Below are 15,590 nucleotides of genomic sequence, written 5' to 3'. Positions count from 1 at the left end.
ATAGCACGATAGCACCGTATAATTGATTCGCCCGGCTCCGGCAGGGGGGGCCGGGAATCTCTGATCAACCATCGCGTGAAGTGCCATGCGCGGTTGGATCGGGGCTTCTCAGGTTCGGGGAACACTGCGGGCATGGAATAACTTTGCCGGAGCATTCATGCAGGACGCTATAACGGTGCGGGCTGCCCGCACATCTGAAATTCCGACACTGGCCAAACTGGTCGAAACACGCCTGCCCGACATGATGTCCGGCACGCGCCTTGGCGGCAGTATCGAGTCGCGCCTGGCCAGTCTCGTTCCGGACCAGGCGCTGCTGGTGGCCACGCGCGGTTCCCGCCTGGCCGGAATGATCGCCCTGGATATTGACCACGCGCGCATCCTGGCCTGCTATCTCGACCCGGACAATGCCTCGCCCGAGACCCCCAGAGAGTTATTCGCCAACATCGAAAAGGTGGCCCTGATTTTCGGCATACGCCGGCTTTACGGCGTGGCTCGCCGGCGGGTTTCGGGTTTCATGAAATCTCTCGGCTACGAGATCGAACCTGGCGCCGATGCGCAGAGCAAAACGCTGGAGATCAGCAAGAATCTAGTGGCCGATGCCGACGAGGAGTTGACTCGTATTCTCAATCTGGGCGACGAGATCGGTCTGCCGGAAAACTACGGCCGGGCCCATCGAATGCCGATGGTGCGTGAGGCCCCCGAACTGGTGCCGGCCGGACTGGACATCTTCAAGCGCGAACAACGACTGATCCCGGCCGCCGCCGATGCCTGGTCAAGCATGAAGGTCGCCGCCACCAACGCCGGCGTCGAGTTGCAACTGGTTTCAGCCTACCGCAGCATCGGCTACCAGATGAATATCCTGCGCAAGAAACTCAATGAAGGCCGGACGCTCAAGCATATCCTGCGCGTCTCCGCCGCCCCGGGCTACAGCGAACACCACAGCGGACGGGCCATCGACCTGAGCACCATTGACTGCAAGCCGCTGGAGGAAGACTTTGCCGAAACCCGGGCCTACCAGTGGCTCCAGGCCAATGCCCGCTTCTTCGGATTTCGCGAGTCCTATCCTCGCAAGAACCGTCACCAACTCGCCTGGGAGCCCTGGCACTGGTACTACTTCAAGCCCTGATCTGCTGCCAGGCATCCAGGGCGCGTTGGCGGGAGCGTTTCAGGTTCACGATGGGCGCAGGATAGCCAAGACGAGCTGAAGCCTCCCGATCCAGCGGCTGGTGGATGCGCTTGCCCTTGATGCTGGCCAGCTCCGGGCACCAGGCTCGCACGTATGTGCTGTCGGGATCGAACTTTTCGCCCTGCAGCACCGGATTGAACACGCGGAAGTACGGTGCCGCATCGGCGCCGCAGCCCGCCGTCCACTGCCAACCCTGGGTGTTGTTGGCCAGGTCGGCATCGACCAGCGTGTCCCAGAACCAGCGCGCGCCCTCCTGCCAGGGAATGAGCAGGTTCTTGGTCAGAAACGACGCCACGACCATGCGGACACGGTTGTGCATCCAGCCGGTCGTCCACAGCTCGCGCATGCCCGCGTCCACCAGCGGAATGCCGGTTTCCCCACGCTGCCAGGCACGCAGGTCGTCCGCATAGTCTTTCTGGCCGCGCCAGGGGAATCGATCAAACGATGAATTGAGTGGCTTGTCCGGCAGCTCCTGACAGTGAAAGAGCATCTGAATCGAGAACTCCCGCCAGGCGATCTCACTCATGAAAGTCAGCGCCCCCTGCCCCGTAGGCAGTTCACCGGCATCGTCCAGTGCCCGGGCAACCTGCCACGGCGAGACCTCTCCGAAGTGCAGATGGGGTGACAGCCCGGATGTACCTGCGATACCCGGTCGATCACGACCTTGGGCATAATCGATCACTGTCTGTTCGACAAAACCTCGCAGGCGACGCCCGGCCCCTGTCTCGCCGGGTTCCCAGCGCTCACTGAAGCCGCCGGCCCAATCCAGTCGGGGCAGGAGTTTCAATTCATCCAGTGCCAGACTGACCGGCCAGCGAGCCGGTGGTGCGAGACGACGCGGCTCGGGGCGGACAGCTGGCACGATCCAGTGCCTCTGCATTTGTTTCCAAAACGGCGTGAAGACGCGATAGACGCCGCCATCGGACTTTCGCAATTGCCAGGGCTCGAACAACACCGAACCGTTGGCGCTCTCCACCTCAAGGCCGTCCCGGTCCCGAAGTGCGATCTTGATCCGCCGGTCACGTTCGACCAGCGCAGGCTCGTAGCAACGGTTCCAGTAGACCGCGTCGGCGTGACAGGCCCTGCTGATCCGACGCAGGGCCTCGAGCGAATCCCCATGGGCCAGAATCAGCCGACTGCCGCGCTGCCGCAGACGCTCGTCCAGTGCTGCCAGCGAGTGATGCAGCCACCAGCGGCTGGCTGCCCCCGGCGACCAGTGACCCTCGGCATCCGGGTCCCAGATGAATACCGGCACGACACGGTCGTGGGACCGGCGCGCCTGATCAAGAGCGGGGTTGTCGGCCAGACGCAGATCCCGTCGCAGCCAGACGATGGCGGTGGATGGCATGTAGCCACTCCGTATCGAGTCAGAAGCAAGAGTCTAACTGCGTAGACAGCGATAGCGTGTCATCACGGTGGCAAGCGGCCTCAGGAGCTGTTCTGGCGACGCTCCTTGCGCACGGCATCGGCGCGACGAGCCTCCAGGGCTTCGAGGTAACCATCCTCAAGCCCAGTGACGTACTGGCCACTGAAACAGGAGCTGTCGAAACCGGTCAGCCGCTCATTCTTGCCGCGCACGGCTCTTTCCAGATCACCCAGTTCCTGGTAAATCAGGCGATCGGCTCCGATATGCTCTCGTATCTGCTCCTCGCTGCGTCCCGAGGCAATCAGTTCACTGGCCGCCGGCATGTCAATGCCATAGACATTGGGGTAGCGTACCGGCGGCGAGGCCGAGGCCAGGTAGACCTTCTTGGCGCCGGCTTCACGAGCCATTTGAACGATCTGTTTGGATGTCGTGCCACGCACGATGGAATCATCGACCAGCAACACGTTCTTGTTGCGAAACTCCAGCGAAATGGTATTGAGCTTGCGCCGCACCGAGCGGGCCCGCTCTTCCTGGCCCGGCATGATGAACGTCCGGCCGATATAGCGATTCTTCATCAGGCCCTCGCGATACTTGGCGCCCAGCATGTGTGCCAGCGGCAGACAGGCCGTGCGCGAGGTATCCGGCACCGGGATGACAGCATCGATGTCGTGATCCGGCCATTCGTTCAGGATTCTCTCGGCCAGGGCTTCACCCATGCGCAAACGCGCCTTGTAGACCGACAGGTCGTCGATCATGGAATCCGGGCGGGCAAAATAGACAAACTCGAACATGCAGGGGCTGTAGCCCTCGGCGCGGTCACTGACATGCCGGTGCAACTCGCCATCCACGGTGATCAGCACGCTCTCTCCGGGGGCCAGATCACCCACCAGCTCGAAGTCGAGAATATCCAGCACGACCGATTCGGAGGCCAGAATGTACTCCGGACCGTCGGGTGACTCCCGCCGTCCCAGCACAATGGGTCGAATGCCGTGCGGATCACGAAACCCAAGCAAACCCACGCCGGCAATGACGGCCACGGTGGCATAGCCGCCACGGCAACGGCGAAACACGCCATCGACGGCATTGAATACATCGACCGGATGAATCCCGTTGCTGGTGTGCTGGCTCAGTTCGTGGGCCAGGCAGTTGAGCAGCACCTCGGAGTCGGACTCGGTATTGATATGCCGCCGGTCTTCTTCGAACAGCTCGCGGCTGAGCACTTCACTGTTGATCAGGTTGCCGTTGTGCCCCAGCGAGATGCCGCAGGGTGAGTTGACATACATCGGCTGCGCCTCGTCTGGCTGGTCCAGCCCGGCCGTCGGGTAGCGCACGTGACCGATCCCGTACTCGCCAGTCAATCCGGCCACCGACGACTCGGAGAACACATCGCGCACCAGTCCCAGCCCCCGGGCTGAACGCATCCGGCCACCATCGAGCGTGGTCATGCCGGCGGCATCCTGACCGCGATGCTGCAGGATGGTCATGGCGTCATACAGACGGGCGGCAACCGGCGCGCGCCCTGCGATACCTACGATTCCACACATATCAGGCTTCAGTCTCCGTCACGGACTCCACGGGCAGGTAGGCCTGGATCGACTCGGGAAAGAATCCGACCATCCAGATACCCAGCCGTTCAAACTCGGGCAGCAGGGTTGACTCCCGCCACCATGGATCTTCGACAAACGGGGTGAATGTCGCCAGAATCACCCCAATCGTCACGATAGCAATGCCCCGCAGGGCACCAAACAAGGCACCGAGCAGGCGATCGGTGCCGCTCAGGCCGGTTCCGTCAACCAGCCTGCCAAGCAGATAGTTGATCAGACCACCGATAACCAGCACCACGACAAACACGGCCACGAAAGCCACGATCACCCGCACCGAAGGCACGTCTATCGTGTCTTCGAGCCGCACCGATATTGGCCCGGCAGCCTGCAAGGCCACGTAACCGGCGGCAATCCAGACCAGCAAGGAAAATACCTCGCGGATAAAGCCACGAAAGAGACTGACCACGATCGATACCAGGCAGATGCCCAGAATCGCATAATCGGCCACGCTCATGGATGGCTGACCACAATCCCCTCGAGCCCGGCTTCATCCTGCAGCCTTGCGCGCAACTGGTCGGCGTCATCGCGCTCTGAGTAGCTTCCGACACGAACGCGGTAGATGGTTCGTCCACCGGAGACCTCCTCATGCTTAAAGGCTTCGAAACCAAGCTCCGACAGGCGTGCCATGAGACGGTCGGCGTTGTTGAGGCTGGCAAACGAGCCTACCTGTACCGCGTAGCCGGCCGGCACCTCATCGGCGGGAGCCACGCCACGCTCCCGCGATACGATGGCGGGTTCCACGCCGGCCACCGTGGCCGCAATCTGGCCACGCGCAGTCTCGGCATCCTCTCGAGATGCGTAGGGACCGGTTCGCAAGCGCCACAATGTGGCGTCATCGCGAGTCAGGCTATCGAGATGAACAGCATGACCGAGGCCGTCAAGCCGCTCGCTGATACGCTCGGCCGAATCACGCTGACTGAATACGGCCACCTGAACCTGCCAGTCACCATCGGCGACATCCTCGACGACCGGCTCGGGTGCAGGTTCGGGTTCCGGCTCAGGTTCCGGTTCCGGCTCAGGCTCAGGCTCGGGCAGGGGGTCGGGAACCGGTTCGGTTGGCGGCGCTTCTTCGACCAGCTCTTCTTCGGCGGGCATTTCCTCCGGTTCGGGCTCCGGCCTTTCAGCCGGTTGCGGTGGAACCTGGGGCTCGGGTTCAGGTGGTTCGGCCTCGGTCTGCTCCGGCACCGAGCGGACCTGGTCGGGATCCAGTGCCAGCCGGACCGTGTCATCGGGATCGGCCGGGCGCTCAGGCAAATCGAAATCCAGCTTGCGGGGGACACGCTCTTCTTCACCCCCGTCAAACAGCATGGGCAGAAAGATCACGGCCAGGGCGATCAGGATGGAGGCGCCAATCAACCGCTGCTTGAGTACCTTGTCCATTTCGCTAGCCTTGCTGCATGAGGGTGGGCCAGGCTTCGGCTACGGTCCGGAAGGAGCCGAAAACCACGATTCGGTCTTGCCGGCGGGCGCGAGCCAGCGCCCGTTCCAGCGCCCGCGGTACGGATTCTACCGTTTCCCGGCCTCCGGAAACAGGAATCGCGGCCAGTCCGGCATCGATCTGTTCGGCCGATTGCCCGCGATCCCCCGTCAAACCGGCAATCAGCCAATGATCGACAGCGTCGTTCATTACGCGACCGATTGCCTTGACGTCCTTGCCGGAAAGGGCTGCGAATACTGCCAGGCAGCGGCCCTGGTCCGATTCGAGTGCGCTGGCCAGGGTGCGGGCAGCGGCGGCATTGTGCGCCACGTCAACGATAATCTCCGGGGCCGAACCGAAGCGCTGCATACGCCCCGGCAGGCTGACCGTTCGAAGTCCGGCGGACAGGGCCTCCTCATTCAGGTCGAGGCGATGCTCCAGGGCGACCATGGCCGCCACGGCACAAGCAGCATTGGCTTCCTGCCAGCGACCGGGCAGTGCCGGCCGCGGCAGGTCCAGCACGCGCTGACCCAGCTCGACCCGGAGACCGGACTTTACTCGGCGCCACTTCAGTTGCCGCCCGGCCAGCATCATGTCGGCCCCGGCGCGGGACAGACTCTGCTCCAGCGCGGGCGGTCGACGCTTTTCACCCACGATTACCGGGCGTCCGGAGCGCGCGATTCCGGCCTTCTCGCGGGCAATGGCGGCACGCGTACGCCCCAGCCACTCGGTATGATCCAGGCCGATGGAGGTCAGCACCGCCACATCGGCGTCAACCAGGTTGACCGCATCCAGCCGACCACCAAGACCGACCTCGAGAAACAGCACGTCGGGCTTCATGCGCGAGGCCAGCAACAAGGCGGCAAGCGTGATGTGCTCGAAGTAGGTCAGCGCCACCTGGCGCCGTGCCCGTTCAACGGCTGCAATGGCCGCGGCAATCCTGTCATCCGGAGCCAGCGCACGGTCAAAACGCATGCGCTCGGCGAACTGCAGGATATGCGGGGAGGTATAAGCGAACGGCTTGAGACCACCGGCAACGGCCATGGCCTCCAGCATGGCGACCACCGAGCCCTTGCCATTGGTCCCGGCCACCGTGACCACCGGACAGTCGGGCCGCGCGATATCGAGCCGATCGGCCACCTCGCGAACCCGCTCGAGCCCCAGATCAATCCGCGACTCGGGGGTTCGCTGCTCCAGCCGATCAAGCCACGTGGCCAGCGAGATGTCGGACAAACTGCTGAACCCCGCCGTTTACGACGGTTCGTCAGGGGCGTCGTTTTCGAGCAGCTCACCCTCTCGGGCTGGATGCCGGCGCCCCCCCAGCAGCATGGACAGCAGGCTGTGAATCCGCTTGCGCAGTTCGCGCCGGTCGACGATCTGGTCGATGGCGCCTTTCTCCAGCAGGAACTCCGAGCGCTGGAAGCCTTCGGGCAGCTTCTCCCGCACCGTCTGTTCGATCACCCGCGGGCCGGCAAAACCGATCAGGGCATTGGGCTCACCGATATTGATATCTCCCAGCATGCCGAGACTGGCCGAGACACCGCCGGTGGTGGGGTGAGTCAGAACCGAGATGTAGGGAAGCCCTTCCTCGGCCATGCGCGACAGCCCCGCCGAGGTCTTGGCCATCTGCATCAGCGAGAACAGGCCTTCCTGCATGCGCGCACCACCCGAAGCCGAAAAACACACCAGCGGCAGCCCCCGATCCAGGCATTCCCGGGTCGCCCGGGCGAAGCGTTCGCCGACCACCGAGCCCATCGACCCACCCATGAAACGGAAGTCGAAGGCACAGGCCACCAACTCCATATCCAGCAACTGCCCTCGCAGGGCAACCAGTGCGTCGCGCTCGCCGGTGGCCTTCTGACTGGCATGGATGCGATCACGGTATTTCTTGGTATCGCGAAACCTGAGCCTGTCAACCGGCGACAGTCCGGCGCCGATCTCGATGTGCTCACCTTCGTCAAGAAAAGCCTCCAGGCGCGCACGCCCGGTCAGCGCCATGTGGTGGTCACACTTCGGGCATACGTTAAGGTTGCGCTCCAGTTCGGGACGATAGAGCACGGCATCGCAGGCCTTGCACTTGGTCCACAGTCCATCAGGCACCTTTCGGCTCTTGCCGCCCTCGGTGCGAATGCGTGCGGGCATGAGTTTCTGGAACCAGCTCATTGTCAGGCAGTCCGCTTGGTCTTGTTGGTTCTTGAAGGCGCGTTATTTTCCATCGACTCGCGAATCGGAGCAAGGTATTCATGCGCCGTGGCCACGGCCTGCTCGACATCGATGCACTCGCCCAGGCGACTGACCAGTGCCGAACCGATGACCACGGCATCCGCTGCCCGGGCGCTGGCGGCGGCCTGCTCGGGGGTGCGAATGCCAAAACCCACGGCCACCGGAAGATCCATGCGCGAGCGAATCCGAGCCACGGCCGGAGCCAGCGAATCGGTATCCAGAGTGGCAGCGCCGGTCACACCCTTGATAGAAACGTAATAGACAAACCCGCCGGCCAGCGTCGCGGTACGCTCCAGACGCGACTCGGTGGTCGTCGGTGCCACCAGGAAGATCTGGTGCAGCGAGCGTTGCGCCAGCGCCGACCGCATGTCGGCGGCCTCCTCGGCCGGGCAGTCGACGATCAGCAGGCCATCGACGCCGGCGTCTGCCGCCTGCTCGACGAACCGCGCCACGCCTCGGCGTTCAATTGGGTTGGTGTATCCCATCAGGATGACGGGGGTGTGCGGATCGTTGCGCCGGAACTCCGCCACCATCGCCAGCACCTCGTCGAGATGGGTACCCTGCTCCAGAGCCCGCGCACAGGCCTCCTGGATCACCGGCCCGTCGGCCATGACATCGGAAAACGGCATGCCGACTTCAAGCAGATCGGCACCGGCCTCGACGGCGGCATGCAGCACGGGAACGGTGGCCCCCGGCTGCGGATAGCCGGCAGTCACGTAAGGGATCAGGGCCGTGCGGCCGCTTTCCTTCAACTCGCGGAAACGCGCATCAATGCGATTCAAAACTCGATTCCCTCCAGTTCGGCCACGGTATTGATGTCCTTGTCACCGCGTCCGGAAAGATTGACCAGCACAATGTCATCGGCGCTCAACGTCGCGGCGAGTTTCATGCCATGGGCCACGGCATGGGCACTTTCCAGCGCCGGCATGATGCCTTCCCGACGCGTCAGCTCATGAAATGCGGCCATGGCCTCCTCGTCGCTGATGCCTACATACTGCGCTCTGCCACTGTCCTTGAGCCAGGCATGCTCGGGTCCGACACCGGGGTAGTCCAGACCGGCCGAGACCGAATGGGTATCGCGGATCTGCCCGGCTTCGTCGTCGAGCAGGTAGGTGCGCGACCCGTGCAGCACGCCGACGCGTCCGGCACACAGGCTGGCGGCATGAGCATCGCCGTCCAGTCCACGACCGGCCGCCTCGACGCCGTACATGGCCACCGACTCATCTTCGATGAAGGGGTGGAACATGCCCATGGCATTCGATCCACCGCCCACGCAGGCCACCAGGGCCGAAGGCAGACGCCCGTACTCTTCCAGCATCTGAGAACGCGCCTCGCGCCCGACCACGGCATTGAAGTCGCGCACCATGGCCGGATACGGGTGCGGGCCGGCCACGGTGCCAAGCACGTAGAAGGTATCGTCCACGTTCGTGACCCAGTCACGCATTGCCTCGTTGAGGGCGTCTTTCAGCGTCCTTGAGCCGGCATCCACGCTGATGACCTCGGCGCCGAGCAACTTCATCCGATAGACATTGACCGCCTGACGGCGTACATCCTCCGCGCCCATGTACACCACGCATTCCTGCCCCAGACGCGCAGCCACCGTGGCCGTAGCCACACCATGCTGTCCGGCACCGGTCTCTGCGATCACGCGCTGCTTGCCCATGGCGTGGGCCAGCAGGGCCTGGCCAACGGTATTGTTGATCTTGTGCGCACCGGTATGGTTGAGGTCCTCGCGCTTGAGCACGATACGCGCACCACCGGCTCGATCCGTCAGGTTCTCGGCGAGATACAGTGGCGAGGGCCGACCGACAAAATGGGCCAGGTCGGAGTCAAGACGGGCGACGAATTCGGCATCCGACAGGTACTTTCGCCAGGCCGCCTCCAGCTCTTCGAGCGCAGGCATCAGGGTTTCGGAGACGAATTTGCCGCCGAAAATTCCGAAATGCCCAGAGGCGTCGGGCATGGGTCCGGAAAGTACAGTCTGTCGGGCTGGTTCAGCCATTTCTCACCGCCTTGATGAATTGATCCATCAGCTTATCACTCTTCACGCCCGGACGGACTTCCACGCCACTGGAGACATCGACTGCGTCCGGTTTCAGTCGACGACAGGCTTCGGCAACATTGCCCGGGTGCAGTCCGCCGGCCAGCACCCAGGGTCTGCTGATCCGCGGCACGCGATTCCAGTCGAAGGTTTTTCCGCTGCCCCCCATGCCACCGGCGCCATGCGAATCCAGCAGCAGTGCATCGGCTGACTCGAATGCAGCCACGTCCGGCGCCCCGCCCGCGCCCATGGCCACGGCCTTGATCCACGGCCGCCCGAACTGACGGCAGAAATCGGATTCCTCGCCGCCGTGAAACTGCAGCCAGTCCAGCCCCACCTCGTCGAGCACCTGTCGAATCTGCCCGGCCCCGGCGTCCATGAACAGGCCCACGCGGCTGACGAACGGCGGCAGTGTGCGACAAATCGCACGCGCGGACTCAATATCGACATTACGGGGCGAGGCCGGCACGAACACCAGGCCGATGGCATCGACGCCGCTCCTCGCGGCCGCCAGTGCGTCCTCGCTTCGGGTCATGCCGCAGATCTTGATACGGGTCATTGTGACAATCTCGCTGGAAAGCCGACCTCCCGATGGGTGGGCAGCTCGGGGTAGTCGGGATAGCCCGGTGCCAGAAAGTAAAGCCCTTCGGCCGGCGCGGTCACGCCCGCGACCATCCGGTCGCGGGCGGCCAGCACATCGGCCGCCCAGGACACCGGGCGCTCTCCCCGGCCAATGGCGATCAATGTTCCGGCAATGTTTCTGACCATATGGTAGACAAAGGCATTGGCCTCGATGTCAATGACCAGCTCGTGGCCATCGCGGCGGACATCCAGACGATGAACCGTTCGCTTCGGTGACCTGGCCTGACAGCCCACCGCCCGAAAGCTGGAAAAATCGTGCTCGCCAATCAGCGCCCGGGCTGCTTCATGCATCCGTCCGGCATCCAACGGATGCCGGACCCAGGCGACTCGTCCACGAGCGATGGCCGGTCGAACCCAGCGATTGAGTATACGGTAGCGATAGTGCCGTCGGTTCGCCCGGAAGCGGGCATGGAATTCCTCGTCGACTTCACGTGCCCACAGCAGGCTGATCCCCGGGTGCAGGTGGGTGTTGGTGCCCAGCACCCACGAGCGTTCGTTGCGAACGGCCGGGGTATCGAAATGAACAACCTGGCAGACCGCATGCACGCCGGTATCGGTGCGGCCGGCGCAATGCACGGTAACCGGATGATCGGCCACCCGGCCCAGCGCCGTCTCCAGGCACTCCTGCACCGTCGGCGACTGGCGCTGACGCTGCCAGCCGAAAAAGCCACTGCCGTCGTACTCGACTCCTGCAGCCAGTCGCATTGCCGTCTACGGTCGACCGGCTAGAGCTCGTCGAGCAGCTTGCGCGCCTCGGCCTGCTTCTCGGGCGACGCTCCGGCAACCACCTCTTCGAGGATGGTGCGGGCAGATTCCGCCAGATCGACCGACATGTAGGCTCGCGCCAGATCGAGCTTGACCTCGGCATCCTCGTCACCGAGTTCTTCCTCGCCGGCATCCAGTGCCTCGGAGGACAATTCGGACCTGTCCCCATCCGGCCGTCCGGCCTCCTCCTGTTCCAGGGAGAAGGGATCTGCATCCAAGGACTGATCGTCATCTTCGATCTCTTCTTCGACCCCGGTTTCGACGTCATCCGGCGTCTCGCTTCGATCATCAGACAGGTCGCCCTCGAAATCCAGTGAAAGGTCTTCCATACCATCACCGGCGTCTCCGGCCTCGGCATCGGCCACCGAATCCGACAGGCTGTCGTCAGATTCCTCGTCGCCTCGGACAGCGTCGCCCGGGTCGAAGTCCAGCGACAGCCCGGCATCGACGCCCTCTAGTACATGGTCATCCTCATCGGCGTCGTCGGCGGCCTCATCCTCGGATCGATCCGTGTCGAGGATGAAGTCGAAGCCCTGATCGGCAGCTTGCGAAGTCTCCTGCGTATCGGGCTCGTTGTCAGCCGGCTCTTCCGGCAGCACATCGGGAACCGACAGTTCGAGAGCATCTTCGTCACCGGCTTGCGAATCCGTCGTTGCCGGCTCTTCCTCGTCATCGTCGAAATCCAGACTGAAGTCGTCGACGTCCGCTGACGCTGTATCCGTTCCGGAGTCCTCGACCTCGGCGGGTTGTTCCGACTCATCGATGGTATCGAACGTGTCGTCATCTTCGGAGTAGCGGCTGAACTCCAGATCATCGTCATCGTCGGCCGGCTCGTCGGCGGCGGCAAAGGGTTCGGGCTCATCGAGCCGGTTGGCCAGTTCGCCCAGATCCAGGTTCTCGCCCAGCTCACGCTCCCGGCGGGCCTCGTCATTGTCGGCGGCAGACGATTCATCCGCCGCGCCTACCGATTGCCTGTCGGATGCCTCGTCCTCGTCTTCAAGATCATCATCGCTATCGAACATGCTGAGCATTTCGTCGGTTCGACGAAGCAACTCGTCCTCCTCCTCTTCATCACCGGCCGGCTGGTCATCCTGTTGACCGTACCGTTGGCTTTCGGGGCGATCGGCGTCGTCAACCTCATCGGGCTCGTCCATCGTCACCGGTTCTTCAGGCGGCGTCAGCATCGGGTGATCGGGCGCGTGCACCGAGGCCAGTTCCAGCGCCTCGCGCCAGTGCTCGTCGTCCTCGTCGTCGACGTGCTGATACATCTGGTCAAGCGCGTCGGCAAAGCGCTCACTGTCTTCCTCTGCGCCCAGCACCTTCAGCAGCGCCAGGTGATTGGCCAGGTTGGCCGGATTGGCCGCCAGTGCCTTGCGAGCCAGTACCTCGGCATCGTCGACCGGCTCGGCGGCAGACATACCCGCACCTTCTGCGGCCAGGCGGCGCCGACGCAGGACCAGCAACACCACGGCGGCCACCATTGCCAGGAACAACGCCGCACTCAAGGCGATCCAGGTCAGGGGCAGTGCATCGCGTCCCGTGGCCGGCTCGGTTTCGGCCACGGCGGGCTCCGCGACGTCAGCCACCGGCTCGGGTTCGGGCTCGGCCACCGGCTCTTCGGTCTCTTCGACCGGGGCCAGCTCGGTGTCACGCTCTGCCAGTTCGGGTTCTGTTTCAGGCGCCTCGTCGGGAACGGGTGCCGGCTCTTCATCGACGTCAACCAGTTCGCGCTCCAGGCCCTGGAAATAGGCATCGACCGCATCGCGACGGCTCGGCGCCGGTTCCTCGTCCTCTTCACGCTCGCGTCGAGCCTCACGCAGGCGTGCCTCCAGCTCCGCGAGTGACTCTTCGGCGAAGGCCAGCCCCGCCATGTCGCGGGTATCCAGCGCCTCGCGGATCTCGGCCACGTGGTCCTCAAAGCGCTCGGCTTCCAGCCCCTCGGTGACAATCTCGTCCTCGAGTTCATCCAGCGCACCGCTGACCCGCTCAACCTCGCCATCAGACACCGCAGCGCCCTCGGCAAACGCGTCGTCCTCGGGGGGCACCACATCGAGCCGGTGTGCGGTTTCCTCTACTTCCTCGGCGGGTGTCGGCGCCGGCTCGGCGGGCTCTTCGACTTCCGGAACGGCGGCATCGGCCACCTCCGGGACATCCTCCGTCGGCGCCGCATGCTGCCAGGCCTGCATGTGTTCACGCACCCGCTGCTCGGCCTCCTGGCGGCCCACGGCCCGAACATCATCCAGCTCGGGCATGGTGAGCTCGGCGCCGCTGCGCAGGCGGTTGATGTTCTCGTCCATGAAGGCATGACGGTTGCGCTCGTAGATGGCCAGCAACACCTGGTCCATGCTTAGTCCCGGCTCCGGCCGCCAGTTGAACGCAATACTCCAAAGGGTGTCCCCCGAGGCCACGGTCACCGTGTCGTCAGCAGCCGGGGCCGCGGCCGGCTCGGGCGCGGGCGCCGGTTCCGGCTCTGCTTCTGGTTCCGCCGGCTCCGGCGCGGGCTCAGGACGTTCCGCAGGCGGTGGCGCGGGTTCGGGCTCGTCGCGCTCGACCACTCTTTCGTCCGCTGGCTCCGCCGGTGTTTCCTCGGCCGGATCAACCTCGTCAACGCGCCGAATCGGCGCGGGAGAATCAATCGTGGGCGGATCAAGAAACAGGGTGTACTCGCGCAGAATCCGGCCACTGGCGAAGCGGGCATCCAGCAAGACCTGAACGACCGGATCATTGACCGGGCGCTGCGATCGCAATTGAATGGTCGGTGGTTCGGCAGAACGGTCTATGCTGACATCCAGCCCCAGGGCCAATGCCTCCGATGGCAATCCGATTCGCTCGTAGTCGGAAGGCGAGGCAGAGACAACGGTCAGCGCCTCCACCGCATCGGAGTCGACATCCAGCAGGCGTATCGACACGTCCAGCGGCTGCCCCAGGTAAGAATCGACGCGCGCCTCTCCAAGCCCCAGCGCTCTCAGGCCCTCGGCGGGAAACAGCAACACGAAACCGCCGATCAAGGCGACGAGAGTCATTCGAAGACTGAAATTGGACATTGGCGCCGGCACCCTCTTTTCGGTCAATGGATCGCCCTGGTGGCTGGGGTCATCGGTACTCGATCCGATACTGTCATGATGCGTGCTCCCCGTCCTTCCGGAGAGCCAGATCCACTCTGGAAGGCAATTCGACAGCCCGAAGACCACCGCTGACCTCGTTGATATTCAAGCGAGTATACCAATGACTTCAGGCAATATGGAAGCAGCGGATCAGACGCCCCACCCGATCAGTTGCGAGCACGACCGGCCAGGTACTCGGCAATCTGGATGGCGTTGAGTGCCGCACCCTTGCGCACGTTGTCGGCCACGACCCAGAAACAGAGGCCCCGCGGATGGCTGATATCACGCCGCAGGCGGCACACGTAGGCCGGGTCGTTTCCGGAGGCATGAGTCAGCGGTGTCGCCAGTTCTTCGCCCTGCATGACCTCCACGCCCGGCGCGCTGGCCAGCAGTTCGCGTGCCTGCTCGACATCCAGCGGCTCGACCGTTTCCAGGTGCACGGCCTCGCCGTGACCGAAGAACACCGGCACACGAACCGCCGTGGCATTGACCGCGATGTCATCGGTTCCGAGAATCCGGCGGGTCTCGTTGTGCATCTTCATCTCTTCTTTCGAGTATCCGTTGTCCTGCAGCACGTCGATCATGGGAATGACGTTGAAGGCGATCGGGGCATTGAGCGCCTCGACTGTCGGATCCTTGAAATTGAACCGATCCTTGCTCTGCTGGGCCAGCTCCTCCATGGCCGCCTTGCCGGCGCCGGAGACTGACTGGTAAGTGGCCACGTTGATGCGCGACACGCCAGCCGCCCGGTGCAGGGGCGCCACGGCCAGGACCATCTGAATGGTCGAGCAGTTCGGGTTGGCAATGATGCCGCCACCCGAGAAGTCGTCCAGCACATCGGCATTGACCTCGGGCACCACCAGCGGGCAGTCGGGGTCCATGCGGAAATGCGAGGTGTTGTCGATGACCGTACAGCCGGCCTTCGCCGCGCGGGGCGCATGCTCGGCCGAAATACTGCCTCCGGCCGAAAACAGGGCAAAATCCCAGCCGCTGAAGTCAAACGTGGCCAAGTCCTCGACCGTCAGACTCTTGCCGCCAAACTGAACCTGGCGACCGGCAGAACGACTGCTGGCCAAAGCCGCAATCTCGCTGATCGGAAACTGACGCTCAGCCAGCAACTCCAGCATCACCTCACCCACGGCCCCGGTCGCGCCGACCACGGCCACTCGAAATCCTTTGTTTTGTTCGCTCATGCGTCCTTGTATCCGGTTTGGGGTCAAAGAAAGTGTGAAGTGTGAAGTG

At 63.7% G+C, this 15,590-nt stretch carries 13 protein-coding genes; 1 reads left to right on the top strand and 12 read right to left on the bottom strand.

Features of this window, described 5'->3' with window-relative positions:
• The first annotated feature begins 157 nt into the window (after positions 1–157).
• Complete coding sequence (locus tag IC757_RS16685) at positions 158–1,126, top strand: M15 family metallopeptidase (RefSeq protein WP_223846266.1); 969 nt, start codon at positions 158–160, stop codon at positions 1,124–1,126.
• Here IC757_RS16685 and IC757_RS05430 read toward each other — a convergent pair.
• The 12 genes from IC757_RS05430 to IC757_RS05375 form a co-directional block, all read right to left on the bottom strand.
• The gene (locus IC757_RS05430; protein WP_190976351.1) at positions 1,116–2,534 is read right to left on the bottom strand and encodes a cryptochrome/photolyase family protein; all 1,419 of its coding nucleotides are present in this window, start codon (positions 2,532–2,534) and stop codon (positions 1,116–1,118) included. The two genes, IC757_RS16685 and IC757_RS05430, sit on opposite strands and share 11 nt — an antisense overlap.
• Positions 2,535–2,614: 80 nt before the next feature.
• A complete protein-coding gene (gene purF, locus IC757_RS05425) occupies positions 2,615–4,096 on the bottom strand; it encodes an amidophosphoribosyltransferase (RefSeq protein ID WP_190976350.1) in 1,482 nt (493 codons plus the stop codon).
• Position 4,097: 1 nt separating this feature from the next.
• Positions 4,098–4,610: a CvpA family protein gene (locus IC757_RS05420; RefSeq protein WP_190976349.1), complete on the bottom strand. Its 513-nt coding sequence runs from the start codon at positions 4,608–4,610 to the stop codon at positions 4,098–4,100.
• The gene (locus IC757_RS05415; RefSeq protein ID WP_190976348.1) at positions 4,607–5,536 is read right to left on the bottom strand and encodes an SPOR domain-containing protein; all 930 of its coding nucleotides are present in this window, start codon (positions 5,534–5,536) and stop codon (positions 4,607–4,609) included. Before IC757_RS05415 ends, IC757_RS05420 begins: the two co-directional genes overlap by 4 nt.
• A gap of 4 nt (positions 5,537–5,540) precedes the next feature.
• Complete coding sequence (locus IC757_RS05410) at positions 5,541–6,806, bottom strand: bifunctional folylpolyglutamate synthase/dihydrofolate synthase (protein WP_190976347.1); 1,266 nt, start codon at positions 6,804–6,806, stop codon at positions 5,541–5,543.
• Positions 6,807–6,824: 18 nt separating this feature from the next.
• Positions 6,825–7,736, bottom strand: coding sequence for an acetyl-CoA carboxylase, carboxyltransferase subunit beta (gene accD, locus IC757_RS05405; RefSeq protein WP_190976346.1), 912 nt, complete (start codon positions 7,734–7,736; stop codon positions 6,825–6,827).
• Between the two features lie 2 nt (positions 7,737–7,738).
• Entirely contained in the window at positions 7,739–8,578 is an 840-nt protein-coding gene (gene trpA / locus IC757_RS05400; protein ID WP_190976345.1) for a tryptophan synthase subunit alpha, read from the bottom strand.
• Positions 8,575–9,759, bottom strand: a complete 1,185-nt coding sequence (trpB, locus tag IC757_RS05395) for a tryptophan synthase subunit beta (protein WP_411913477.1) — start codon at positions 9,757–9,759, stop codon at positions 8,575–8,577. Before trpB ends, trpA begins: the two co-directional genes overlap by 4 nt.
• A gap of 31 nt (positions 9,760–9,790) precedes the next feature.
• Positions 9,791–10,396 (bottom strand): phosphoribosylanthranilate isomerase, encoded by a 606-nt coding sequence (locus tag IC757_RS05390; RefSeq protein ID WP_190976343.1) that lies wholly within the window; start codon positions 10,394–10,396, stop codon positions 9,791–9,793.
• On the bottom strand, positions 10,393–11,184 hold the full coding sequence (gene truA / locus IC757_RS05385; RefSeq protein WP_190976342.1) for a tRNA pseudouridine(38-40) synthase TruA: 792 nt from the start codon (positions 11,182–11,184) through the stop codon (positions 10,393–10,395). Before truA ends, IC757_RS05390 begins: the two co-directional genes overlap by 4 nt.
• Before the next feature lie 20 nt (positions 11,185–11,204).
• Positions 11,205–14,267: a FimV/HubP family polar landmark protein gene (locus IC757_RS05380; RefSeq protein ID WP_190976341.1), complete on the bottom strand. Its 3,063-nt coding sequence runs from the start codon at positions 14,265–14,267 to the stop codon at positions 11,205–11,207.
• Between the two features lie 248 nt (positions 14,268–14,515).
• The gene (locus tag IC757_RS05375) at positions 14,516–15,541 is read right to left on the bottom strand and encodes an aspartate-semialdehyde dehydrogenase (protein WP_190976340.1); all 1,026 of its coding nucleotides are present in this window, start codon (positions 15,539–15,541) and stop codon (positions 14,516–14,518) included.
• Positions 15,542–15,590: the final 49 nt, after the last annotated feature.

The sequence above is a fragment of the Wenzhouxiangella sp. AB-CW3 genome, from assembly GCF_014725735.1.
Lineage (GTDB): Bacteria > Pseudomonadota > Gammaproteobacteria > Xanthomonadales > Wenzhouxiangellaceae > Wenzhouxiangella.
Note: the sequence above shows the minus strand (reverse complement) of the source record. Positions and strands in the feature narration are given on the sequence as shown.

What these genes read in the sequence shown, in the direction of transcription:
- IC757_RS16685 (WP_223846266.1), top strand. Translation starts at nt 158, where the DNA reads ATGCAGGACGCTATAACGGTGCGGGCTGCCCGCACATCTGAAATTCCG.
- IC757_RS05430 (WP_190976351.1), bottom strand. Translation starts at nt 2,534, where the DNA reads ATGCCATCCACCGCCATCGTCTGGCTGCGACGGGATCTGCGTCTGGCC.
- purF (WP_190976350.1), bottom strand. Translation starts at nt 4,096, where the DNA reads ATGTGTGGAATCGTAGGTATCGCAGGGCGCGCGCCGGTTGCCGCCCGT.
- IC757_RS05420 (WP_190976349.1), bottom strand. Translation starts at nt 4,610, where the DNA reads ATGAGCGTGGCCGATTATGCGATTCTGGGCATCTGCCTGGTATCGATC.
- IC757_RS05415 (WP_190976348.1), bottom strand. Translation starts at nt 5,536, where the DNA reads ATGGACAAGGTACTCAAGCAGCGGTTGATTGGCGCCTCCATCCTGATC.
- accD (WP_190976346.1), bottom strand. Translation starts at nt 7,736, where the DNA reads ATGAGCTGGTTCCAGAAACTCATGCCCGCACGCATTCGCACCGAGGGC.
- trpB (WP_411913477.1), bottom strand. Translation starts at nt 9,759, where the DNA reads ATGCCCGACGCCTCTGGGCATTTCGGAATTTTCGGCGGCAAATTCGTC.
- IC757_RS05390 (WP_190976343.1), bottom strand. Translation starts at nt 10,396, where the DNA reads ATGACCCGTATCAAGATCTGCGGCATGACCCGAAGCGAGGACGCACTG.
- truA (WP_190976342.1), bottom strand. Translation starts at nt 11,184, where the DNA reads ATGCGACTGGCTGCAGGAGTCGAGTACGACGGCAGTGGCTTTTTCGGC.
- IC757_RS05380 (WP_190976341.1), bottom strand. Translation starts at nt 14,267, where the DNA reads ATGACTCTCGTCGCCTTGATCGGCGGTTTCGTGTTGCTGTTTCCCGCC.
- IC757_RS05375 (WP_190976340.1), bottom strand. Translation starts at nt 15,541, where the DNA reads ATGAGCGAACAAAACAAAGGATTTCGAGTGGCCGTGGTCGGCGCGACC.